At 70.8% G+C, this 21,725-nt stretch carries 29 protein-coding genes and 1 tRNA gene; 17 read left to right on the top strand and 13 right to left on the bottom strand.

All coding sequences use genetic code 11. From position 1 onward, the window contains the following. Positions 1–3: 3 nt before the first annotated feature. Together phnH and phnG are read right to left on the bottom strand one after the other, a co-directional pair. Positions 4–594 (bottom strand): phosphonate C-P lyase system protein PhnH, encoded by a 591-nt coding sequence (gene phnH / locus EOE48_RS13805; protein ID WP_127730009.1) that lies wholly within the window; start codon positions 592–594, stop codon positions 4–6. After that, positions 594–1,058 (bottom strand): phosphonate C-P lyase system protein PhnG, encoded by a 465-nt coding sequence (phnG, locus tag EOE48_RS13810; protein ID WP_425463661.1) that lies wholly within the window; start codon positions 1,056–1,058, stop codon positions 594–596. Before phnG ends, phnH begins: the two co-directional genes overlap by 1 nt. Before the next feature lie 80 nt (positions 1,059–1,138). Between phnG and phnF the strand changes: the two genes are divergently transcribed. Then, a complete protein-coding gene (phnF, locus tag EOE48_RS13815) occupies positions 1,139–1,888 on the top strand; it encodes a phosphonate metabolism transcriptional regulator PhnF (protein WP_127730015.1) in 750 nt (249 codons plus the stop codon). Between the two features lie 156 nt (positions 1,889–2,044). After that, positions 2,045–2,118 (top strand) — tRNA-Gln (locus EOE48_RS13820). A gap of 72 nt (positions 2,119–2,190) precedes the next feature. Here the strand turns inward: EOE48_RS13820 and EOE48_RS13825 are convergent. The 6 genes from EOE48_RS13825 to EOE48_RS13850 form a co-directional block, all read right to left on the bottom strand. Next, positions 2,191–3,243: a tyrosine-type recombinase/integrase gene (locus EOE48_RS13825; protein ID WP_187371413.1), complete on the bottom strand. Its 1,053-nt coding sequence runs from the start codon at positions 3,241–3,243 to the stop codon at positions 2,191–2,193. Then, positions 3,224–3,538 (bottom strand): hypothetical protein, encoded by a 315-nt coding sequence (locus EOE48_RS13830; protein ID WP_127730021.1) that lies wholly within the window; start codon positions 3,536–3,538, stop codon positions 3,224–3,226. The genes EOE48_RS13825 and EOE48_RS13830 overlap by 20 nt, the downstream gene beginning before the upstream one ends. Positions 3,539–3,553: 15 nt before the next feature. Continuing rightward, entirely contained in the window at positions 3,554–3,943 is a 390-nt protein-coding gene (locus EOE48_RS29885) for a helix-turn-helix domain-containing protein (protein WP_246154347.1), read from the bottom strand. Next, complete coding sequence (locus EOE48_RS29890) at positions 3,940–4,293, bottom strand: hypothetical protein (protein WP_127730023.1); 354 nt, start codon at positions 4,291–4,293, stop codon at positions 3,940–3,942. The genes EOE48_RS29885 and EOE48_RS29890 overlap by 4 nt, the downstream gene beginning before the upstream one ends. 212 nt (positions 4,294–4,505) lie before the next feature. Next, positions 4,506–5,267 carry a hypothetical protein gene (locus EOE48_RS13845; protein WP_127730026.1) on the bottom strand — a complete coding sequence of 254 codons (762 nt, stop codon included), beginning with the start codon at positions 5,265–5,267 and terminating at the stop codon, positions 4,506–4,508. Between the two features lie 44 nt (positions 5,268–5,311). After that, positions 5,312–5,905: a helix-turn-helix domain-containing protein gene (locus EOE48_RS13850; RefSeq protein ID WP_187371414.1), complete on the bottom strand. Its 594-nt coding sequence runs from the start codon at positions 5,903–5,905 to the stop codon at positions 5,312–5,314. Between the two features lie 88 nt (positions 5,906–5,993). Here EOE48_RS13850 and EOE48_RS13855 point away from each other — a divergent pair, with 88 nt between their 5' ends. From EOE48_RS13855 to EOE48_RS13865, 3 genes are all read left to right on the top strand, one after another. Continuing rightward, a complete protein-coding gene (locus EOE48_RS13855) occupies positions 5,994–6,251 on the top strand; it encodes a hypothetical protein (RefSeq protein WP_127730032.1) in 258 nt (85 codons plus the stop codon). Then, positions 6,248–6,907, top strand: coding sequence for a hypothetical protein (locus EOE48_RS13860; protein WP_127730035.1), 660 nt, complete (start codon positions 6,248–6,250; stop codon positions 6,905–6,907). The genes EOE48_RS13855 and EOE48_RS13860 overlap by 4 nt, the downstream gene beginning before the upstream one ends. 739 nt (positions 6,908–7,646) lie before the next feature. Then, positions 7,647–8,621, top strand: coding sequence for a helix-turn-helix domain-containing protein (locus EOE48_RS13865; protein WP_127730039.1), 975 nt, complete (start codon positions 7,647–7,649; stop codon positions 8,619–8,621). Between the two features lie 713 nt (positions 8,622–9,334). Here the strand turns inward: EOE48_RS13865 and EOE48_RS13870 are convergent. From EOE48_RS13870 to EOE48_RS30370, 3 genes are all read right to left on the bottom strand, one after another. Further along, positions 9,335–10,237, bottom strand: a complete 903-nt coding sequence (locus tag EOE48_RS13870) for a XamI family restriction endonuclease (RefSeq protein ID WP_127730043.1) — start codon at positions 10,235–10,237, stop codon at positions 9,335–9,337. Position 10,238: 1 nt separating this feature from the next. Further along, on the bottom strand, positions 10,239–11,450 hold the full coding sequence (locus EOE48_RS13875) for a DNA cytosine methyltransferase (RefSeq protein WP_246154399.1): 1,212 nt from the start codon (positions 11,448–11,450) through the stop codon (positions 10,239–10,241). 131 nt (positions 11,451–11,581) lie between these two features. Further along, positions 11,582–12,313, bottom strand: coding sequence for a very short patch repair endonuclease (locus EOE48_RS30370; RefSeq protein WP_342791844.1), 732 nt, complete (start codon positions 12,311–12,313; stop codon positions 11,582–11,584). On the opposite strand from EOE48_RS30370, the gene EOE48_RS13885 reads away from it, so the two are divergent. Then, on the top strand, positions 12,291–13,088 hold the full coding sequence (locus EOE48_RS13885; RefSeq protein ID WP_127730050.1) for a hypothetical protein: 798 nt from the start codon (positions 12,291–12,293) through the stop codon (positions 13,086–13,088). The two genes, EOE48_RS30370 and EOE48_RS13885, sit on opposite strands and share 23 nt — an antisense overlap. Before the next feature lie 41 nt (positions 13,089–13,129). Here EOE48_RS13885 and EOE48_RS13890 read toward each other — a convergent pair whose 3' ends face one another. Continuing rightward, a complete protein-coding gene (locus tag EOE48_RS13890; RefSeq protein ID WP_127730052.1) occupies positions 13,130–13,567 on the bottom strand; it encodes a type II toxin-antitoxin system PemK/MazF family toxin in 438 nt (145 codons plus the stop codon). Beyond that, the gene (locus EOE48_RS13895) at positions 13,521–13,766 is read right to left on the bottom strand and encodes an AbrB/MazE/SpoVT family DNA-binding domain-containing protein (protein ID WP_187371416.1); all 246 of its coding nucleotides are present in this window, start codon (positions 13,764–13,766) and stop codon (positions 13,521–13,523) included. The genes EOE48_RS13890 and EOE48_RS13895 overlap by 47 nt, the downstream gene beginning before the upstream one ends. Before the next feature lie 209 nt (positions 13,767–13,975). Here EOE48_RS13895 and EOE48_RS13900 point away from each other — a divergent pair, with 209 nt between their 5' ends. The 11 genes from EOE48_RS13900 to EOE48_RS13950 all read left to right on the top strand — a co-directional run bounded on the left by EOE48_RS13900 (position 13,976) and on the right by EOE48_RS13950 (position 21,674). Then, the gene (locus tag EOE48_RS13900) at positions 13,976–14,257 is read left to right on the top strand and encodes a hypothetical protein (RefSeq protein WP_127730056.1); all 282 of its coding nucleotides are present in this window, start codon (positions 13,976–13,978) and stop codon (positions 14,255–14,257) included. Positions 14,258–14,337: 80 nt separating this feature from the next. Further along, positions 14,338–15,201, top strand: a complete 864-nt coding sequence (locus tag EOE48_RS13905) for a recombinase family protein (RefSeq protein WP_127730058.1) — start codon at positions 14,338–14,340, stop codon at positions 15,199–15,201. A gap of 13 nt (positions 15,202–15,214) precedes the next feature. Next, positions 15,215–15,454, top strand: a complete 240-nt coding sequence (locus EOE48_RS13910) for a hypothetical protein (protein ID WP_127730060.1) — start codon at positions 15,215–15,217, stop codon at positions 15,452–15,454. Beyond that, positions 15,454–15,681 carry a hypothetical protein gene (locus EOE48_RS13915; protein WP_127730062.1) on the top strand — a complete coding sequence of 76 codons (228 nt, stop codon included), beginning with the start codon at positions 15,454–15,456 and terminating at the stop codon, positions 15,679–15,681. Before EOE48_RS13910 ends, EOE48_RS13915 begins: the two co-directional genes overlap by 1 nt. Further along, positions 15,674–15,910, top strand: coding sequence for a hypothetical protein (locus tag EOE48_RS13920; RefSeq protein WP_127730064.1), 237 nt, complete (start codon positions 15,674–15,676; stop codon positions 15,908–15,910). Before EOE48_RS13915 ends, EOE48_RS13920 begins: the two co-directional genes overlap by 8 nt. A 273-nt stretch (positions 15,911–16,183) precedes the next feature. Beyond that, positions 16,184–16,915 (top strand): DNA-methyltransferase, encoded by a 732-nt coding sequence (locus tag EOE48_RS13925; RefSeq protein ID WP_246154350.1) that lies wholly within the window; start codon positions 16,184–16,186, stop codon positions 16,913–16,915. Then, entirely contained in the window at positions 16,854–17,228 is a 375-nt protein-coding gene (locus tag EOE48_RS30245) for an HNH endonuclease (protein ID WP_127730068.1), read from the top strand. Before EOE48_RS13925 ends, EOE48_RS30245 begins: the two co-directional genes overlap by 62 nt. Positions 17,229–17,356: 128 nt before the next feature. After that, positions 17,357–17,815 (top strand): phage terminase small subunit P27 family, encoded by a 459-nt coding sequence (locus EOE48_RS13935; RefSeq protein ID WP_127730070.1) that lies wholly within the window; start codon positions 17,357–17,359, stop codon positions 17,813–17,815. After that, complete coding sequence (locus EOE48_RS13940) at positions 17,799–19,688, top strand: terminase large subunit (protein ID WP_127730072.1); 1,890 nt, start codon at positions 17,799–17,801, stop codon at positions 19,686–19,688. The genes EOE48_RS13935 and EOE48_RS13940 overlap by 17 nt, the downstream gene beginning before the upstream one ends. Next, complete coding sequence (locus EOE48_RS13945) at positions 19,685–20,983, top strand: phage portal protein (protein WP_127730074.1); 1,299 nt, start codon at positions 19,685–19,687, stop codon at positions 20,981–20,983. Before EOE48_RS13940 ends, EOE48_RS13945 begins: the two co-directional genes overlap by 4 nt. Further along, entirely contained in the window at positions 20,955–21,674 is a 720-nt protein-coding gene (locus EOE48_RS13950) for a head maturation protease, ClpP-related (RefSeq protein WP_127730076.1), read from the top strand. Before EOE48_RS13945 ends, EOE48_RS13950 begins: the two co-directional genes overlap by 29 nt. The last annotated feature ends 51 nt before the right edge of the window (positions 21,675–21,725 follow it).

The following is a 21,725-nucleotide window of genomic DNA, read 5'->3' on the forward strand; positions in this document are numbered from 1 at the left end:
GGGTCAGGCCTCCAGGAGGCGCGCCGTGCGCGGCAGCCCGGCGACGCGGCCGGGGGCAGCGAGCAAGAGGTCGATCCCGCGGGGAAACAGGGCGTGGTTGGCCGACCACCGCGCGGCGAAACCGGCGGGAAGCGGCGCGACGCCGAGCCGGACCCGGCCGCGGATGCCGGGTCCCTCGAAGGCGAGGCCCTCCCCTGCCGCCAGATGCCGGACCGCGAGGACGAGCGTCGTCGAGCGGTCGGGATAGGCCGGACTGCCCTGGGCGAAGGCGGAGAAGTCCGGGCAGGCTTCCGGATCGGCGACGAGGGCGAAGGCCGCCTCGGCCGGGTCGGCGACGAGGCGGGCGCCGGTGTGGAAGCGCAGGAACTCCTCCACCTCCGGGGCTTCCGCGAGGGGTCCGTCGAGCCAGACCGGCGCGTCGGCATCGGCCAGCGCCAGGGCGATCGCCGCGAGTTCCGACGTCAGCGGCGCCGGCGGTGCGAGGGCGGCGGGCAGCGCCTGCACCAGCCCCGGACGGGCGAGGGCGTCGAGCATGGCGCGGAAGGCGCCCTGCGCGTCGTGGACCGGATCGGCAAAGCCGCGGGCGAGCGCCATCAATCCTCTCCCCGGGCGAGCGTGAAGAAGTCGACCCGCGTCGCGGCGGTGCGGCGCGCCTGCGCCTGCCGCTCCGCCTCCTCGCGGGCGGCGACCGGAGCGAGCGCCCGCTCGACGGCGTGGCGGCGGTCCGGCTGCTGCCAGAGCGCGTCGAGGATCGCGGCGAGGCGCGCCTTCGCACGGTCGCGGCCGAGATGATAGGCGAAGCCGGTCTCGCCCTCGGCCAGCCGCACGGCCGCCCGGGTCACCGTGACCTCGCCGAGATTGAACCGCCGCCCGTCGCCGCCGATGCGGCCCCGCGCCATCACCAGCCCGGTCTCGGGCGGGCGCAGATCCTCGGCCTCCGGCGCCTCGGACGCCGCCAGGGCCGCGCGCAGTTCCGCGGGGTGGGCCAGCGCGCAGAGCGCCATCACGGCGCGCCGCGCCGCAAGGGCCTCGTTCCCCGAACTCTCGACATCCGGCATCATCGATCCGATGGCCCCCTGGGTTGTCTAATGGTATAGACAACCGACACCACGAAGGCAAATGAAGTTTGGGTGACACCATGAACGGGTCCGGCGACGAGCGGGTGACGGCGTTGCGCCGGGGCGAGGGCTGGACGGCGTGGCGGCAGATCGCCGACGAGCTGACCGCCGACATCGAGGCCGGCCGCCTCGCCGCCGGGGCGCAACTGCCGACCGAGGCGGCGCTGGCGGCGCGCTTCGGCGTCAACCGGCACACCGTGCGGCGGGCCCTGGCGGGGCTGTCGGAGCGGGGTCTGGTGCGGGCGGCGCAGGGGCGCGGCACCTTCGTCGAGGCGCCCCGCCTCGCCTACCCGATCGGCCGCCGGACGCGCTTCTCCGAGATTGTGTCGCAGGCCGGGCGCGAGGCCTGGGGCGACCTGCTCGCCGCCGCCGCGGTGCCGGCCGACGCCGCCACCGCCGAGGCCCTGGACGTCGCCCCGGGCGCGCCGATCCTCGAACTGCTCACCCGCCACCTCGCCGACGGAGTCCCGCTCTCCACCGCCCGGACCTGCCTGCCGCTGCCGCGCTTTTCCGGCTTCGACCGCCGCTACGCCGATCTCGGCTCGCTCACCCGCGCCTACGCGGCGCACGGCGTGGCCGACTACAGCCGCCTCGCGACCCGGATCGGCGCCCGCCCCGCCGCCGCCGACGAGGCGGCGCGCCTCGACATGGCTCCCGGGCGGGTGCTGCTGGCGGTGACGAGCGTCAACGTCGATCCGGACGGCGCCCGCATCCAGGCGACGCGCAGCCTGTTCGTGGCCGACCGGGTCGAGCTGGTGATCGAGCCGTGAGGGGTCCCGGGGTGCTCCGGGGGGCCGGCTGCGGCACGGCACAGGAATCACTTGACCGTCCCCCGGAACCCGCCTATCTGCACCTCACCCGAGGCGCTGGCCCTGCGGACCGGCAGCGATCTGCCCGTGACCGCGTGGAACGGCCAGCCGGCTTGGTGGGGGATAGTTTAACGGTAGAACAGCGGACTCTGACTCCGTTAGTCGTGGTTCGAATCCACGTCCCCCAGCCACTTCACCCTCAGGCACTTAGCGCAGGTTTCTCAAGCAAAGCCTGAAGCGGTTAGACACACCGCCGGGTCTTGTTAGACACGCCTGCCGCGCGTCCTGTTCGCCTCGTCCAGCTTGTCCACCACGCCCCGCAGCTTCGGCTCCAGGTCGGCCTCGCGCGAGTAGTGCGCCGCCATGCCCTCGGTCTCCTGGCCGAGCATGTCAGCGATCGTGCGCGTGTCGAACCCGAGCTGGCGCATCTGCGTCGCCGCGGTGTGGCGCAGGCCGTGGAAGGTCAGGCCGTCCGCGACCTTGCCTTCCGCCTCCAGCCGCCGGATCAGGCGGAAGAACGAGCCGCGGAAGCCGTCCTCGCGCCACGGCCGGCCGCGGCTGTTGACCAGCAGCGTCGCCGCCGCGTGCGCCGGCAGGCGCGCCAGCGCCGCGGCCACGGTCTCCGGCGCCTGCACCTTCACCACCTTGCCGCTCTTCGCCGAAACGCGCGTGAGCGTGCCCGCCTCGCGGTTCCAGCTGTCGCGCTTGACCGACAGCGCCTCGCCCTGGCGATAGCCGAGTACGCCGCCGAGCAGGATCGGCGCCAGCAGCTCGGGCGGTGCCGCCGCGATCACGGCCTCCCACTCCTCCGACGACCACGGCCGGTTGGCCCGCGGCTGGTTCTTCGGCCGGCGCAGCTTGCGCACGTCGCGCACCGGGTTGGTCTCGGCCAGCTCGCGCTCGATGCCGTGGACGAACACCACCGACACCACGCTGAGCACGTAGTTGGCGAAGCGCCGGCCGCGCTCGCGTTGCGCCTTGTCGCGCAGGGTCGCCACGAAACCGCGCGTCCAGCGGTCGAGCCCGACCTCGTGCAGCGGCGCGAGGTAGTCGAGGACGTGCAGGTAATCGGACCGGGTGCGCGGCGCGATGTCGTCGAGGAAGCGCGGGCTGCCCCGGTAGGACACCACCAGGGCGCCCCAGGTGCCCGGCGCCTCGGCGGGCTTCGGCTTCGCCTTGGCGCGGATCGTCTCCAGCGCGCGCCACCACTCCGGGGTGCCGATGGCGTGCGGCGGGGTCAGCCGCGCGCCGGAGGCGCGATCGTAGGCGTAGAGGATGCCCCGGGAGACGTAGATCTTAACGCCGGGAACGCGCACCTTTGTCATCGATCAGCCTGTCGAGCAGTTGCGCGTCGGTTTCCGTCTCGGGGCCGGCCTCGAGGGAGTCGATCCAGCGGTCGAGGTCGCGCAGGTCGTAGCGCAGGCCCTGCTTGCCGGGCCGGACCCGCTTGGGCGCCACCGGCAGCGGCGCGGCCGGGCCGAGGCCGAGATAGGCCGCGGCCTCGCCGCGGTTGAGCAGGCGCGCGGTCGGTAGGGGTAGGGAGCGCGGCGCCGCGAGCCGGCGCGGGCGCACGGCCACCCCTGTCCCGTCGCGGTCGAGAGTGCCGGACATTCCGGGTGCTCCTCGTCAATCCCGGTCGTCGGCCGGCGGCGTCAGCAGGGCGAGCAGGGCGCGGCGGCGCTCCGGCGCCAGGCCGGCATAGAGGTGCAGCAGGGCCGGTGCGCCCGGGGTGGCGAGCAGCGCCACGACGGCGTCGGCCTCCGGCGGGGTGCCGTCGCCGTAGAGGCTCGCCACCTGGATGCCGAGGGTGCGGGCGATGAGGTTGAGGCGCGCGGCGGCGATGCGGTTGGCGCCGCGCTCGTATTTCTGCACCTGCTGGAAGGTGACGCCGATCGCCTTGGCGAGCGCGGTCTGCGACAGGCCCTTGGCCCGGCGGAACGCCGCGACCCGGGCGCCGACATGGATGTCGAGCGGGGTGATCTGCCGACCCGAGGTGGCTTCCAGGGTCGGGGTCACCGCTCGCCTCCCGCGCCGGCGCCGTCCCGTTGCAGCGCCGCGGCGAGGGCCGCCACCCGCGGGACGAGGCCGCCGCCGCGCAGTCGGCCTTCGGCCTGGAAGCCCTCCAGCATCGCCACCGCCGCCTCGGCGGCGGCCAGGATCTCGGTGCGCGGGTAGCGCGGCGGCACGGCGAGGAGCAGCACGGCGAGCGCCGGCGCCTCGTCCTGGCCCAGGCCGGTGGCCGCGTCGATCAGGGGACCGGCCTCGCCGAAGGGCAGCGCGACCTGCACCAGTACCGGCTCGGATGGTTCGTCGATGACGAGGTCGCGGTACTGGCCGAGGAAGACCGGCGGGCGGGGCGGGCTCATCGGCAGAAGCCTTCCCAACCCAGGCGCATCGAACCGGGTGCGCAGCCTGTCGCCGCCGGGGCGGGCCTCCGGTGTTCGTCAGGGACCGGCCGCGGTCCCGGGGACATCGCCATGACACTCCCCCATATCGGGTGGCCAAATTTCCCCCAAGTTGGGGAGATTGGTCAACCCCAATTCGGGGGAGATAGTGCTCCAGAATGGAGTTCTGACGGTCAGGCCTTGCCGGGGGTGCGGGAAAACAGGTTTGCTGCGACCTTCCAGGCACTGTCGGCCGTACCCGCAACGGCTGCGTAGGCATCGCCGGCGGCGGTCGTCGCCGTGGCGGCGGCATCGGTCGCCAGCGCTCGGGTCGCCGTCAGGGCCGCCTCCGCCGTTTCCAGGAGACCGGGCGAGACCGGGCCTGCCTCCGCCCCGGCGACCGGCGGGGGCTCCGAGGCTGTGACGACGGGTGCCGGAGCGGGCAGCGCGATCCGTGCCGCGCGGTCCGGCAGCAGCACGGGGCCGGATCGCCACTTGGCGGGGATCGCCGCGGCCGCACGGGCGCGCTCCCGCTCGACGAGCTCGCGGGCGGTCCGCGCTTCGGCGGCGATGCGGGCGGCCACGCCCTCGTCGCAGACGCACACGAACCCGCGACCGTCGTCGAGCGTGATCTGCGCGAGGACGCGCTTGTCGCCGGCACCCAAGGCTCCGAGCCCGGCGCCGATGGCGGCAGCCGTGACGCCGATCGCCCCGACCACGGCAAGCGGGGCGACGAACAGGCCGGCCATCATCGCCACCGGGGCCAGCCCGAGGCCGCCCCCGATCATGCCGCGCAGCGAGCCGAGGATGTTACGCTCGATGAAGGTGGCGCTCTCTTCGACGGCCACCACGTGCTCGACGGGAACCAGCACCTTGCGCGGCAACACGAACTCGCCGGCCGCGTAACGCCCTCTGCCGGTCCCGAAATGCCCACCTACCAGTTCCAGCTCGATCACGGCTCGCCCCCTCGACAGTCATCGAGACCCGGCGGCGCGCTGGCCTACCGGGGCTTGATCCAGGTGATTTTCGATGTCCAGACGACGTCGGCGTTGCGAACGGGCTCGTAGCCAGTGCCGAACAGGTCGTAGAGTTCCGGCTCGCGGCCGTGGAAGATGCGTCGGATCCGAAGCGCACCGTCCGTGGTGCAGACGTGGCACAACGCGCCGATCCATTCCTCGGGAACGCCGACCTTCTCTTCGTCGTGATAGATCAGCCAGTCCTCTTCAGCCACACAAGGCAAGGCGTCACCATCCGCAACTACGAGCGACACCGTTGCTAACGTAGCGTCGTCCGGGCGCGGTGCAACCTCAAATTCTTCACGGTTGCCATCGTAGAGCGTCACCAGACCGCCTCGGGCGACCTGCCCGACCACGCGCACCGGGTTGCGCGCGCCGATCACGTCCACCTCCGGGACCTGGAACACCTCGGCCGCGCGCGTGATGCGATCGGCGGTCAAGCGGCGCTCGCCCCGCTCGATCTTCTCGTATCCCTTCGCGGACAAGCCCATGGCGCTGGCGGCGAGTTCCATCGTCCACCCGCGGCGCTGGCGCAACTGCTTCAGGTTGTTCCCCATTGCGGGGCGACCATGCTGCACGGTCCCGTTTCCGTCTCCCCCCATTCCGGTCCTGACTCGGCTTGACGAACCACCCCAAAATGGGGGAGTTTGGCGCCGGCGGTGAGACATGAAGCTCGATCACTGGATGAAGCGGAATGCCGTGACCCCGCAGGGGCTCGCGAGCGCCATGCGGGCGCATCTCCCCAATGGCGAGGGGTGCTCGGCGAAGGCGGTCGAGAAGTGGCGCTACGGCCAGCGGACGCCGCGCAAGGGCAAGATGCGGGCGCTGATGCTCGCGACCGCTGGCGAGGTGACCGCCAACGACTTCGCCGACCTCGGCCGTGAGGCTCCGTCCAGCCGGGCGGCGGGAGCCTCCCCGCCATGACCGAACCGCTCTCCTGCCTCGAGCTGCATGCTGCGATCCTCGGCGTCGCCGCCTACCAGTCGGCGCGAGACGCCGCCTGCGAGGCGGCCGAAGGCGCGGCGACGGCGGTCGGCGATGCGCTCGAGCGTGCCGCCGGGTGGTCGGCCGGGATCGTGGAGTGCCTCCCCGAGATCCCGGCCCTGTTCGCGTCGTTCTCCGTCTCCGGCACCTCCTCGCCCGAGGCCGCCCCGGTGGCCGCCCCCACGCCTGCATCGTGGGAGATCGCCGTGGGACAATCGTCCGAAAGCCCCGACCCGGTTTGGCCGGAACGCTGGACAAACTGGCAGAGCCAGATCGACGCCGCCGGCATGGTGCGCTGGCTGCGCAGCACCCACCCGAGCAAAACCGCCGCCTGCGTCGCCGCCGACCTCGGCGTGCCGGTCGACACGGTGACCAAGTGGCTCGCCCGCGAGGCGCTGCCCAACGGCCGCACCGTGGTGCTGATGACCTGCGTCTACGGCCCCGAGTTCCTGGCCGCCTTGCTTCACCACCCGCCGGATTGGCTCGACGCCGCAGTGCGGCAGGCCGACCTCGCCCGGCTGCACGCCCGCCTCGCCGCCCTGCGCGGCGAGCTGGCCCAGCGCGGCGACGAGGCCCGACCGGGAGAGCCGGCATGACCGCGCCCCGCGACGGCTGGCGCCGCACCGGCTACGCGCTGCTCGGCGCCGGCCTCACCGCCCTGGCGTGGCTGCCGGTGTTGGTGGCGCAGGGCATCGCCGCCGCGGCGCGCGCCTGCGACGAGGCGGCCCGGCCGCGCCCCGCCGACGAGCCCGCGGCGCCCTCCCCCTCCCGCCCTGACCCCGCTGTGCCTGTGCGGCGCGCTGGCGCGCGCGCGCAGCGCCTCCGGCCGCTGGTTCTGCGACGAGCACCTGCCGCGGCGCGAGACCCCGCCGCCGCCGCTGCCCGCCCGGCCCAAGCCCGCCCCGCCCAAGCCGGCGCAAGCCGACCTGTTCGAGCCATGAGCGCCCGGCGCGGCCCGCCCCGCGCCGCTGCGACTCGGACTCCGCCTCGTGCTTCCCATCGCGCCGAGTGCCGCGTCATGAGCCCCACCCTGCCCCGGGCCTGCGCCTGGCCGCCCATCCGCGGCCCTCCCCTCCCTCCCCCCGACCGGATCGCTGCCTGCCCGCGCGTGACGCGGCGCCCCCTCTCGGGCCCCGCGGCCGCGTGTGCGCCCCCTGTCCCGCCGCGGCGCGAGCCGCCTTGGCGAAGGCGGGCGCGCGGCCGGACGCGACCCCACCCGAACCGCCGCCCCCGTGCCCGCGCGAGCGCCCTCGCGCGGCCCGAGGGCCCTTGCGCGCCCGGAGCCCGAAGGGGGTTCGCGGCGCAACGCCCCCGCCTTGCCGAAACCCGCCGACCATGAGCGTGCAGGCCATCGCCTACGTCATCTCCCAGCGCATCGAGGATGCGGGCGCCAAGCTCGTGGCGATGGTGCTGGCCAACTACGTCGACGCCCGCACCGGGCTCGCCTTCCCGACGATCCGGGCGCTGGCGGAGGATGCCAGCCAGAGCGAGCGCACGGTGCAGCGCAAGCTGCGCGACCTCGCCGAGCTCGGGCTCATCACCATCCGCAAGGGGATGTGCCCGCGGACCGGGCGGCAGCGGGCCAACCACTACCTGCTGCACCTGCCCGGCCTCGCCCCGCCGAGGGGTGACAGCGCGGGCGAGCCGGCCGGGCCCGAACCCGCGAGGGGTGACAGCCTGACACCCCATGATCCGGATGAGGGGTGTCAGCCTGACACCGGGGAGGGTGACAGCGTTGTCACCCCCGGGGGTGACACTGCTGTCACCCCTCTAAAGGGAACCGTCATAGGAACCGTCAGACAGGCCCCCCCCCAACCCCCCGATCCCGGGGGGCTGGCGCACGGGCCTGCCGAGGTTTCGGGGAAGGATCCGCCGGAACCCGAGCCCGGCACGGTGGCGGCGCGGTTCGACCGGCTGCTGGCGGCCTACCCGGCGCGGGGCAGCGCCTGGGCCAATCGGCAGGCGGCCCGCACGCTGTTCGCGGCGCTGACCCCGGCCGAGCAGTTCCAGGCGATCGCCGCAGCGGCGGCCTACGCGGCGCACTGCACGGCGAACCCAGGCGGGACGCCGAAGTACCTGCACTCCTGGTTGCGCAACGGGGTGTTCCGCAACCATGCGCCCGGGCCGGTGGCGGCGGGTGGGGCGACGCCGCGGTCGGTGTTCGTGCCGGCGGGCTCGGCCGGGTGGGAGGCGTGGCGGGACCATTTGCGCCGCCAGGGCCGGCCAGTGCCGGCGCCGATGCGCTCCGATGCGGCCCGCACCGAGGGTTGGTGGTTCCCGACCGCCCTGCCGCCGGAGGCGCGGCCATGACCGCGGCCGGACCGCCGCCGCCGGACGGCCCGGATTTGTCAGGGCCTTACACCGTTGCTGATGTACGGCGCTGGTTGACAGAAGTGGAGCGGCGAGCCGGCGTCAGCCTCGCCGAGCGGCGGCCGGTGCCAGGGGATGCGCCGGTGTGGCGGTGGCCGGACCTGTACGTGAAGGACTACCAGACGCGGCAGTATCTCAAGGCGTGGATCTGGTGCGAGGCGCACGGGGAGTCATTCGCGGCGGTGTGCCGGGGGCGGGAGGGGTGGTCGGTGCGGACGGGGGCGCGGAAGGCGGCTTGGGCGATGCGGGTGATTGCGAAGGGATTGAACGACGGTGTGGACCAGCCCAGTAGGGCTTCTTACCACGATTAAGCGCTTGCAGCGTCATTTAAAGAACAGATGGATTGTTACAAGCAAATTATCTCGAATAATTCTCGAACTTCATCTGGCCGAACATGGGACCGCACTTGCCCATTTTGGCAGCACAACAAGGATAAATGATCTATAAATCTACGTAAATATTGTCTTAAATATTTGCTAATAAATTTTAATAAGATAAATACCGCACGCGCAAAATATCAGGATGCCGAATTCCGCGATCCATCCGACGCAATGATGTGGACCGATCTAACGACGAAATACTTCCTGTGGCGCACTTGGACAGAAAAATGAGGCTGAACTCAAGTATTTCAACTCAGCATTCTAACTGCTGCGTCACAGCTTCTCTGCAAGCCATTGCATGAAATTTTCTAGATCATGAGACCAGAAGACCTCAACATCAGCATCCGTTAAGCGTTGAACATCTTTAGGCGCTATGACACCTTGAAGTAAGGCGGCGGTGATTACAAACGTGCCCCAATGTTTTTTCCATGCCTCTGCTTTTTTTAGCACGTCATTGATGCGTTTGACAGAGTTCGTTTCATCATTTGTAACTTTACATTCCATCGCCAAGACATATGTCTTTGGCAAGCCGCACGCGATATCAACCTCCTGTGGGGTTGTCGTCGCAGTAGCAAACCGAGTTTTGTGCATAAAATGCTTTGCAGGAACGGCTGCCCTGATATCTATCGTTTTACTCGGAAGCCGGGTCCACCCATATTGGCCTAGAAGGCTTACGACGGCGTCCTCTTGTTCGTTGGCAAGCCGTTTTCGACGCGCGGTTTGAATACGTTGCATAGCCAGCAACACTGCCACGACTTTCAGGAACAACGTGATATCGCTACGAGTCGCAGCACGCCTCCCGGTAATCCATGGGGCCAAGGTGTAATCTAACCGAGAATAGATCGCCGTTGCAGTTGATCGCGCCGCCGCCTCGCTGAGAGCTTTGCCGCTGTTCTCCGACGTCTTTGACCATTCTGGGCAGACAAGCTTGAATTGGTCTTGGCTTAGCGGTGGAGATAGCAACTGACGGAAGACAAGAGAGTGTCTGGCGTCGACAGTCAGAGCGGCGGCGATGTCCCGGAGGTAGTTCGAGGCGCGCAGGGCATTGCTTGCGAAGTCCCTCGCCTCACGCACAGCAAAGAGCCAGTCCGCCTTAGCTTCTTCCGGCTTCAAGTTATCGAGGTATAACGCCTTGGCTTTGGCAGCGTCGTCAATGTGCCGCGGGAGGATCGCCATGTCATGAAACCAAGCGTGTCAACGACAAGCGGGAAACACGTTTGGCAGGGGCAGATCGGCGAGAGTTCCCATTAGAAGCCTCCTCCCTAGTCGTATAAGCCACATGGTATGCAAGTCTTGGAGGGAGCGGCATCAAGTCTACAAATTTCTTACGTTCACTGGCTGGGATTTCTTCGCCGGCCGCAATCAACCCCTCCCCAAGCACCTGCGCGAGCGCCGGCGGAACTGCGTTCCCAATGAGCTTGTACTGAGTTGTGAACCGACCGTGGAAAGGCCATCCTTCCGGGAATGTCTGCAGCGCGGCACATTCCCGCGGGCAAAGCCGTCGCAATCCTAGACGAGGATCTTTGATCCAGTCTTGTTGCGCATTCGCCGTCACAGTCCGAGCTGGCATATCGAGGTCGGCGACGAAGGCGCCCTGCTTGTAGCCCCAATGGCCGCCAGGCCGGGTCCTCTCCGCCTTGCCCGGACTCTTCACGCCCTGCCCAGGCGGGATCAACTCCAGCTCTGCCGCCAGCCGTTCGTTCGGCCGGATGATCTCGTCAGGGTTCAAAGGGCCGACCGACTCAAGAGCTTCGCGCATCGTCACCCACGACTTCAATCCTATGACGTCAGCCGCCTTAGCGTGGGTCGGAGCTGGCGCCATGGGGGCATCCCCCGACCGAAAGCCGACCATGAAGAGCCGTACGCGCCGCTGTGGCACTCCATAATCCGCGGCGTTGAGCAGGATGACTGAGGTCTGGAAGCCGACCTTCAGAAGCTTGTTGCGGATGTGAGTCAGCGCAGAACCAGGCACGCCGTCGGGGCCTCGCGCCGTGAGCAGACCGCGCACGTTTTCAAGGAGTAGCCATCGAGGGTCGAGGCCGTCGGCGATGCGAATGAAATCGTCAAACAGCTTACCCCGTGGGTCATCCAAGCCAAGCTGGTGACCCGCGCTGCTCCAGGACTGGCAGGGGGGACCACCAGCGAGGAGTTCTATGTTGCCTTTGGCCAGTCCGGCGCGCGCGCGGATCGTGCCCGCCGTTAACGTGCGCACGTCCGCACGCTCTATGAAGGCGTGTGCCATGGCCTTGCCTCCTTGCGGGAGGGCGACGGCCCGAGAGGCCTCTAGGGTCTCGGCGGCCGTCTTGTCGTAATCGGATGCGTAGGCGCACGTCCACCCAGCCTGCTCTAGGCCGAGATCGAGACCTCCGGCTCCCGAAAACAACGACACGAAGGTATGCGCTGCCTTGCTCAATCTCGCTTTCCCCGAGCCACACGGCCATGTCTGCCGACCGGCGGCCTGCGTCGCAAGAGGCCGTACCGCAGACGAGGTCTGCTGCAACGCTCGCCCGGTAACGTCAATCAATCGTTTAAGAATGCGGTCAAGGTTGCTCCCAGCCGCGCCGAGTCACCCAATTCACACTCCCAGACGACGAGCACCTGCCAGCCGGCGGCCTCCAAGGCGGCGACGTTGCGCGCGTCGCGCTCCTTGTTGCGCACGAACTTCCCCTCCCAAAAATCGGTCCGACTCTTAGGGCGGCTTGCGATCTTGCAGCCTGCCGCGTCGTGTGCGTGCCAGAAGCAGCCGTGAACGAAGATCGCCTTCTTGCGAGGGCCGAACGCAACATCCGGCTTTCCGGGTAAATCCTTGCGATGAACCCTGTATCGATAGCCGAGGCCGTGGAGGAGACGACGGACGATCATCTCCGGCTTGGTGTTCGAGCCCTTGTTGGCTCTCATCACCTTGCGCGTGGCTTCCGTGACCCCTTCGAAACGCCCGGCCTCACTCGGCCGCGGCGGCCGGGGCCTCGCTGTCTGGTCAGCGCCCGCCCGATTGGATGCCTTCCTGCCGGGAGCTTTCACGCCGCGCCGCCTATCGAACCTCGACCTGATATGGAGATGGGGCACGGGTTCCCTGGTATCCACGATGTCTAACGCAGCACGACTTGCTTTGCCGCCCTCAGCCGTCGCGTCGGCGACGCCGACCAAACGTGACAAAATTGCCCCTTGCACATGGCGCGACCGGCAGCCGAGCCAGATGTTGCCACTCCGTTTCGGGACGACCTCCGCCATGGACCCGGTGACCCGCCTCATCCTCCGGACGCCGCTCTACGCGGCCCGGGATCGTTACGACGGCGGCCGGGCGGTGACGCCGGGCAGCCTCGCCCGGCCGCGGCCTTCGGACGGGGTGCGTACCGCCGTCGCCGCGGTGCTCGATCCGTGGCCCGATCCGGAGCGCGATCCCCTCGCCGAGCCGGCGCGGGTGCGCGTCACGGTCAACCGCTGCACCGACCTCTTGGAGCGCGAGGCCAGCCACGGGCGGATCAGCCGGGAGGCCTACCTCGTCGGGCGCGTCATCGCCGAGGTGTTCGAGCGCCGGGCCGGCCCGCGCGGGCAAGGCTCGCCGGAGGGCGGCAACCGGGTCGACCACACCGTCGCGCACGAGCTGGCGATCCTGCTCGCCATCGATGACGGGCGGATGGTCGAGGGGTTGCTGGAGCGGCTGCACCGGGCGGTCGGCAGCGTGGGCGCGGCGTTCCTGCACCGGGTGCTGGCCGAGGGGCATGACTTCGCCGGCCTCGCGCGCCGGCTCGGCCGCGGCGACGGCCGGGCGGCGGTGGCCAGCGTGGCCGAGCGGTTCCGGGGCCTGCTGGAGGACATCGCGGCCGACTGGCTGGTGCAGCAGGCGGGCGAGACCCGGGACGAGGCGCCGATCGTCGGCACGGCGGCCGAGCCGGCGCGGCCGGGGGAGGCGTATGACGCGCAGGGGCGGCAGGTGCCGGTGACGCAGGCCTACGCGATCGGGCGCGATCCGGACGGGTCGGGGCGGTGGGTGCCGGCGGGCAAGCGGCGGGCAATGGAGCGGTAGGCCAACGGGCAGATCGACCGCGGGCGGCGGCGAGGGCGTGGCTAGGCCAGTGTCATGTCCAGAAGGGCTGCCAGTCTGGCCCGGACCTCGTCGATGGTCGGCTGCGGCATCTTTCCGATGAAGACAGACCCTCGTTCCGTCCACGAGACGCTCTTCGCGTGATCGGAGAGCAGAACGCCATGCAATTCGCCGTTCAGCACGCCGTCGATCACGCCGATGCCGTCCGGCAGGGTGATCCCTGGGGGTACGGCGACTTCGAGACGCCCGCCGCGCACGGTTCGCGTGATCGGGCAGGCGATGCACAGGCGTGCGTAGGTGTTGTAGCGCCTCTCCGTCAGCACCAGGGCGGGTCGCGCCCCGGCTTGCTCGCGCCCGGCTTGAGGACTGAAGTCCAGCGCGATGATGTCGCCGCGATCAGGGCAGTAGGGGCCGCTAGAAGATTTCTTGGCCTCTTGGACGATCCGCGAAAGACTCTTCATGGACGTGCTCTTCCTTGAAGCCTTCTAGGAGTTCGTCGAGCGTGTAGCGCGGTCGATGGGCGACGGGAGACAGGACGAGGCGCCCGTCCTCCACCGTCAGGTCGACCTGCGATCCTTCGCCAAGCCCCACATCCTTGAGGGCATGGGCCGGCAGCCGGACAGCGAGGCTGTTGCCCCACTTCGAAAGCTGAACGAGCATGGCACCGATCCGTCTGGCGATGGGCGCACCGATCGGCCGTCGCCGAGGCACGTATCGACAAGGTAGATACACGCGGCTCGTGTGGCAAGAGGCGGCGCAGGCGTTGCACTGACGCAGTGAACCTGCCATGATTGTCACGTTCGCAGAACCGCGCCCGCAGGCTCACCGCCCGGCGGGCGTTTCGCGTTTCTGAACCCCGGAGAGCTGTCGTGCTGGACCACGCTGTGGAGGCGCTCCAGCTCTCCACCTTCGCCGACCGGCTGGAGCGCCTTGCGCCAAGCCATCGCGACCCTGAAGCCTTCCACATCGAGAAGGACGCCCTGATCGGTGACCTGCGCCGGGCGGCCCGCGAGCACCAGCTGCTCGGCGCGGTGGGCAAGGCGGTGGCGCCGCGTCCGGAACCGGGCACCGTGCGCCTCGGCGTGGTGGCAAAGGACGGCCGGCTCGTGCCGGTCGAGCCCCGTTTCCGGCGGTCCGGGAAGCCCGAATAACGCATATTCCTGAATATGCGTTCGTGGCAGGCCGCCACAATTGAGAAACGCCAAATATACTAACAGTCACAGAGGCTTGCATGGCGTCCTCCGGTTCCCGGCGGGTCGGGCGCCTCCAGGCCCGCAACCGCGCCGCCGCCGCGGCCCATGCCGCTGTCGCTACACGCGCCGTCGCCTACCTCCGGGTCTCGACCGATGAGCAGGCCGAGCAGGGCCACGGCCTCGATGCCCAGGACAAGGCGGTCCGCGCCTTCGCCGACAGCCAGAGCTACGAACTGGTCGACGTCGTCACCGATCCCGGTGTCTCCGGCGCGATCCGCCCGGCCGACCGGCCCGGCTTCGCCCGGCTGCTGGAGATGGCTGCGGCCCGCACCTTCACGGTGCTGCTGGTCACCCGCTTCGACCGCCTCGCCCGCGAGATCCGCTTCGCCGTCACCACCGTGTCCGAACTGGCCGAGAGCTACGGGGTGGTGATCCGCTCCGTCACCGAGCCGATCGACACCGCGACCCCGATGGGCCGCACCCTGTTCGCGATCCTCGCCGGCATGGCCGAGAACGAGCGCTTCGTGATCCGCGACCGCACCGCCGGCGGGCGCACCGTCAAGGCCGGCCGCGGCGGCTATGCCGGCGGGCGCGTGCCCTACGGCTACCGGCGCGACACCGAAGGCCGGCTCCAGGTCGAGCCCGGCGAGGCCCGGACCGTCCGGCGCATCTACCGCGAGCGCGGCCGGGGCCGCACGCAAGGGCAGATCGCCGAACGGCTCAACGCCGACGGCGTGCCGGGTCCGCGCGGCGGGCGCTGGCACCAGGCGCGGATCGGCTACATCCTCGACAACCCGCGGTATCGCGGGCTGTCGGAATACCTGTTTCGCTACACCGGCACAGACCAGCATGTGCTTTGTGCCGGTGAGCACGCCGCGATCATCGACGACGGCGAAGACTAGGGCTCGCAACATCATGGATCATCGAGAGGGCGCCGCCCGCGCGGGCGGCGTGTCGGCGCGCGACGCCATTCATGGGGCGACGGCGCTGCTGATGGGCGGCGAGCTGCGCACGGTCGACGACTACCAGCGCCGGGCCGCGGAGATCGGCCGGGTGCCGGTCACCTGCCCGATCGCCCTCTCGGTCGCGATGGCGGCGGAAGCGGTGCTGATCCGGCAGTCCCGGAAGCTGGCGCTGCGCTCGGTCCGGCTCTGATGGCGCAGGCCGAGCCGCATCCGGACGTGCTGCACGCGCAACTGCGCCATCGCGCGCTGCCGTGCCTGTGCCCGCGCCAGCACGATGCCCGCGGCCCGCGCGGCGGGGCGATCCCGGGCAGCGGGCAGACGGCCCGGACCATCGGCTACTCGCTCGCCCGCGGGCAGTTGCGGGAGCGGGTCGCCTGCAACGGCTGCGAGCGGCGCTGGAGCCGGGTCAATGTCTGACGCGCTGGCTGTGATCGAGGCCCGTATCGCCACGCTCCAGACGGCGCGGGAGATGCTCGAATACGCCGACAGCTTCGAGTTCTGGGGCCTGCGGTCCCGTCAGATCGACGCCGAATTGGCGACGCTGGCGGGCCAGCGCGACGGGCTGATCCGGCAGCGCCAGCAATTCAACGGCTGCGAGGGACGGCTCGGCGGGCCGATGCTCGCCAAGGGGCGCCCGAGCGCCTAAACTGTTCCGGCTCCGTAAGGAGGCGGGAGCCAGGGTGCTAGCGACACCCTGAACCGCGTGGTGGGCCCACGCATGACCCTATGCCGGCCGGACATCCGGTCACCCCGCCACCGCGCGCTGCGGCGGGCGGGACCATAGACGCAGGTCATGCCTCAACACCATTCCTTGACCGCCGATCGGCGGTCACCCGTGCGCGCGTCAGCTCCCGACGCGCTCCAAGACCCCGCATCGGCCCTCGGCCGGTGCGGGGTTGCTGTTTCCGGCTTCCGCGAGGTGTTGCGCATCGGATCGGCGACGCTGATCCGGGCCGACTCCCTCGACGTGCTGACGGCGTTGGCCGAGGCCGCGCCGGGCAGCATCGGGGCCGTGCTCGGCGACCCGCCCTATTCGAGCGGCGGCGCCACCGCCGGCGAGCGCGCCCGCCCGCCGAGCCAGAAGTACCAGCAGAGCGAGTACCGGCACCGGCACGCCGAGTTCGCCGGGGACATGCGCGACCAGCGTTCGTTCCTGGCGTGGTCGGCGCTGTGGATGGCGCGGGCGCGCGAGGCCACAGTTTCCGGCGGGCTGATCGGCACCTTCACCGACTGGCGCCAACTGCCGGTGACCACGGATGCGCTCCAGGTCGCCGGCTGGGTTTGGCGGGGCATCGTGCCCTGGGACAAGACTCAGGCCGTGCGCCCGACCCTCGGCCGCTACCGGACCCAGGCCGAGTACGTGGCGTGGGGCACCAACGGCCCCCGCACCATGGCGGGGCCGACCGCGCCGGGCGTCTACACGGTCAGCGTGCCGAAGGTGAAGCTCCACATGGCGGCCAAGCCGGTCGCCCTGATGGAGGGCCTGCTCTCCGTCATGGAAGGGCCGGTGCTCGACCCGTTCATGGGCTCGGGCACGATCGGGCTGGCCTGCGCCAACCTCGGCCTGCCGTACATCGGGGTGGAGATCGATGCGGGGCACTTCGACGGCGCCTGCCGGCGCATCGAGGCGCACGGGCAGGCCGGGGAATGACCCGGCACCCGGGCGCGACGCCTGGGATCCCGCCCGACCCTGGCGCAAGTGGTACGGGACCGCGCGATGGCAACGACGGCGGCGGGCCCTGCTCGACGCCTCGCCGCTCTGCGTCTCCTGCACCCGCCGCGGGCTGGTGGTCCCCGCCACCGTCGCCGACCACGTCGAGCCGCACCGCGGCGACCCCGACACGTTCTGGAACGGCCGGCTGCAGGCCCTCTGCAAGCCCTGCCACGACGGCGACAAGCAGCGCGAGGAACACGGCCGGCCGCGCATCGCCGTCGATGCCGACGGATGGCCGATCGCCGGCTGATCCGCCCCCCGGGGGCCATCGAAAGTTGACGCCAGAGCAGCGTCCTGACCGGCTTTGGAACTCCGTTCGCAGCGTCGCGAAATTGAGGTGGGGGGGTTTGCCCGGCACCTGAGCCGGAGGGGGGAGAGATGCGCGGACGCAAGCCGATCCCGGTCGAGCACAAGCTGACCACGGGCAATCCCGGGCGCCGGCCGCTGCCGGCGATCGAGGAGCTGGCCAAGGTCGCCGGCGAGCCGGAGATGCCGCCGGGCTTCGACGCCGAGCACGCCGCCGAGTGGACCGTGCTCGCCGACGACCTGCGGGCGGCCTCCACCCTGTCGCGCGAGATCGGCGCGGTGATGGAGATCTACGTCCGCAACCTCGTGCGCATGCGCAAGGCCGAGCGGCTGGTGGTGGAGCGCGGGCCGATCGTCGAGGCGCCGCGCACCGGCGCCCTGATGCAGAACCCCGCCCTCGCCGTCGCCAACCGGGCCGCCGAGGCGGTGGCGAAGATGGCGGCCGAGATGGGCCTGTCGCCCTCGTCCCGCGGCCGGGTGAGCAAGGTCGATCCCGGCGAGGTCGATCCGGCCGATGCGTTCTTCAACTGAGGCGCGCTGGCTGCGCGCCCGCGTCCCGGCCGAGGCCGACCCGGTCACCGCCTGGGCGCAGGCGGTGGTCGCCGGCGAGGTGGTGGCCGGGCCGCATGTCCGCAACGCCTGCCGGCGCCACCTCCACGACCTGGAGGACGGACCGGGCCGCGGCCTGACCTGGGATCTCGCCGCGGCCCGGCGCGCGATCGAGTTCTGCCCCGTCGTCTGCCGGCTCAACGGCGGCCAGTTCGAGGGCCGGCCCTTCACGCTCCAGCCGAGCCAGGCGTTCAAGACCGGCTCGCTGTTCGGCTGGAAGCGGGCCGACGGCACCCGCCGGTTCCGCCGCGCCTACATCGAGGAGGGCAAGGGCAACGGCAAGTCGCCGTGGGCCGCCGCCACCGGGCTCTACGGCATGGTCGCGGATGGCGAGGCCCGGGCCGAGATCTACGCCGCCGCCTCGAAGAAGGATCAGGCCTTCGTCCTGTTCCGCGACGCGGTCGCGATGGTCGACCTGTCGCCCGCCCTCGCCCGCCGGCTGGTGAAGTCCGGCAAGCAGCCGGTCTGGAACCTCGCCGACCCGCGCAGCCACTCGTTCTTCCGGCCGATCAGCTCGGAGGACGGCCAGTCCGGCCCGCGCCCGAGCTTCGCGCTCTGCGACGAGGTGCACGAGCACCGCGACGGCCGGGTGCTGGAGATGCTGGAGCGCGGCTTCAAGTTCCGGCGCCAGCCGCTGCTGGTGATGATCACCAACGCCGGCACCGACCGTAACTCGGTGTGCTGGGGCGAGCACCAGCACGCCGTGCGCGTCGCTGCCGGCACCCGCGACCCGGACCACGCCTTCACCTATGTCGGCGAGGTCCTCGACGACACCACGTTCTCGTTCGTCTGCGCCCTCGATCCCGACGACGATCCGCTGACCGATCCGGGCTGCTGGGCGAAGGCCAACCCGCTGCTCGGGGTGACCATCACGCGCGACTACCTCGCCGGCGTGGTCGACCAGGCCCGGCAGATCCCGGGCAAGCTCAACGGCATCCTGCGACTGCATTTCTGCGTCTGGACCGACGCCGAGACGGCGTGGATGGGCCGGCAGGCGCTGGAGGCGGTGCTCGCCGAGTTCGACCCGGTCGCGGAGCATGGCGGCAAGGACGCCCATGGCGGGCTCGATCTCGCGGCGGTCCAGGACCTGACCGCCGCGGCCTTCGTGGTCGAGACCGGCCGCGTCGCGGTCGCGCGCGAGGACGGTTCCGTTGCGCTCATGCCGACTTTCGATGCGTGGGTCGAGGCGTGGACGCCCGGCGACACCCTGAGCGCCCGGGCGCTGCGCGACAAGGCACCGTACGAGACCTGGGTGCGGGACGGCTGGCTGCAGGCGCCGCCGGGCAAGCTGATCCGCAACGACTTCGTGGTGGCCCGGCTCGCCGCGCTCAACGCGACGTTCCGGCTCCGGCAGATCGCCTATGACCGGCACACCTTCCGCCGCTTCGAGGAGGATTGCGCCTCGTTCGGCCTGGACCTCGCCTTCGTCGAGCATCCGCAGGGCGGCAAGCGGCGGGCGCGGCCGACCGAGGAGCAGGTCGAGGCGGCGCGGCGCGCGGGGGTCGAGGCGCCGCAGGGCCTGTGGATGCCGGGATCGATCCGGGCGCTGGAGACGCTGATCCTGGAGCGGCGGATCCGGATCCGGCGCTCGCCGGTGCTGATCTCGGCCGCGATGAGCGCGGTGCTGTCGCACGACCCCTTCGACAACGCCTGGTTCGAGAAGCGCAAGGCGACCAACCGCATCGACGCGATCGTCGCCCTGGCGATGGCGGTGGGCGCCGCGGTCGATGCGCCGCCCCCGGTCGAGACCAGCATCAGCGTCGGCTTCGTCGACCTGTGGGAGGAGGACGCGTGAGGTTCTGGCGCCGCTCGGCGAGGGCGGCCGACAGGCCGCGCGTCGAACCCACGGTCGAGGCCTCGACCACCTTCCTGTCCTCCGACGCCGAGGCGTGGAACGACGCCCTGCCGGGTGGCCTCGGCGCCAGCGTGTCGCCGGCCACCGCCATGCGCCACGCCGCGGTCTATCGCTGCGTCAGCATCCTGGCCTTCGCCTCGGCGATGCTGCCGCTCAAGACCTACCGCGAGCTGCCGGGCGGCGACCGCGAGCCGAGTTCCGACCATCCGGCGGCCGACCTGCTGCGGGTGCGGCCCAATCCGCGCCTGAGCCGCACGATGTGGCTGCGCACCACGGTCGCCCAGATGCTGCTGCAGGGCAACGCGGTGAGCTGGATCGAGCGCAAGGGCTCGGGCGACCCGGTGGCCCTGTGGCCAATCCCGTTCGAGCGCGTGGCCATCGACCTCGCCGGTGAGCGCCTGCGCTACCGCCTCGGCCTCGACGACGGCACCGGCATCGTGGTCGACCAGGACGACGTGCTGCACATCCCCGGCTCGCCGCAATGGACGGGCGTGAAGGCGCTGTCGCCGATCCAGGCGATGGCGGCGGCGGTCGGGCTCGGCATCGAGGCGGATCGCTTCGCGCAATCCTACTTCGAGAACGACGCCGCGCCGACCGGGTACATCACCTATCCGGACAAGTATTCCGGCGACAAGGACGAGCTGCGCAAGTTCTGGGTCCGCACCTTCGGCAAGGGCAACCGCGGCAAGGGCCCGGCGGTGCTCGACCAGAGCGGCAAGTACGAGCGCATCCCGATCTCGGCGCAGGACGCGCAACTGCTCGACACCCGTCGGTTCCAGATCGAGGACATCGCCCGGATCTTCGGCGTGCCGCGGTTCCTGATGGGCATGGACGAGACCAGCTGGGGCTCGGGCATCGAGGCGCTCGGCATCGGCTTCGTCACCTACACCCTGGATCCGCACCTGTGCGCGATCGAGGACGAGGTCAACCACAAGCTCTACGGCCGCGGCCGACCCTCGCGGCCGGGCCCGAACCCCACCCGCTACCTCGGCGAGTTCGACCGCGACGTGCTGGTGCGCGGCAACATCGAGAGCCGGTTCAAGGCCTACGGCACGGCGCTCGGCGGCTCGGCCGGCCCGGGCTTCATGACGCCCAACGAGGTGCGCCGGCGCCAGAACCTCCCGGCCCGGCCGGACGGCGACGGCCTGTCGGGCTGGGTCGCCAAGGCCGCCGGCCCGACCGATCCGCAACAGGACCCGACCCGCGATGCGCCACCTGCTGACCCTGCTCAATAGCAACCGCGGCCGGGGCACCGGCACCCGCATCGTCCGGGCCGAGGACGGGTCGGAGACGGCGACCGTCTACGTCTACGGCGCGATCGGCGAGCATTACGGGGTCGATCCGCAGCAATTCGTGCGCGATCTCCAGGGCGTCACCGCCGCGACCCTGCACCTGCGCATCAACTCGCCCGGCGGCGACGTCTTCGGTGCCCGCGCGATGAAGACCGCCCTGGAGCAGCACGGGGCCACGGTGGTGGCGCACATCGATGGGCTCGCCGCCTCGGCCGCGTCGTTCCTGATGCTGGCGGCCTCCGAGATCGAGATCGCCGCCGGCGCCTTCGTGATGATCCACGAGCCGTGGAGCTTCGCGCTCGGCACCGCCGACGACCTGCGCGCCTCGGCCGATCTCCTCGACAAGGTCGGGCTGGCGATCGCCGCCGACTACGTCCGCCGCACCGGCGAGGGCGAGGCCGAGATCCTGGCGCTGATGAAGGCCGAGACCTGGTTCGATGCCGACGAGGCGGTGGCGATCGGCCTCGCCACCCGCAAGGCCGAGGCGCCGGCGGTCGAGAACGCCTTCGACCTCGGGGCGTTCCGGAACCCGCCCCGGGCCCTGACCAACCCGCCGCCCAAGCCGTTCGAGGCCGCGGCGGCCGACCATTCCCGCTACGCCGCGCGCCTGCGCCTCTACGAGCGCGCCGCCTGATCCCGCCACCCTCGTTCGTCCCCCATCCGCCGCCCGCCGAGGCGGCTTTTT

The organism is Methylobacterium oryzihabitans (genome assembly GCF_004004555.2).
Classification (GTDB): domain Bacteria; phylum Pseudomonadota; class Alphaproteobacteria; order Rhizobiales; family Beijerinckiaceae; genus Methylobacterium; species Methylobacterium oryzihabitans.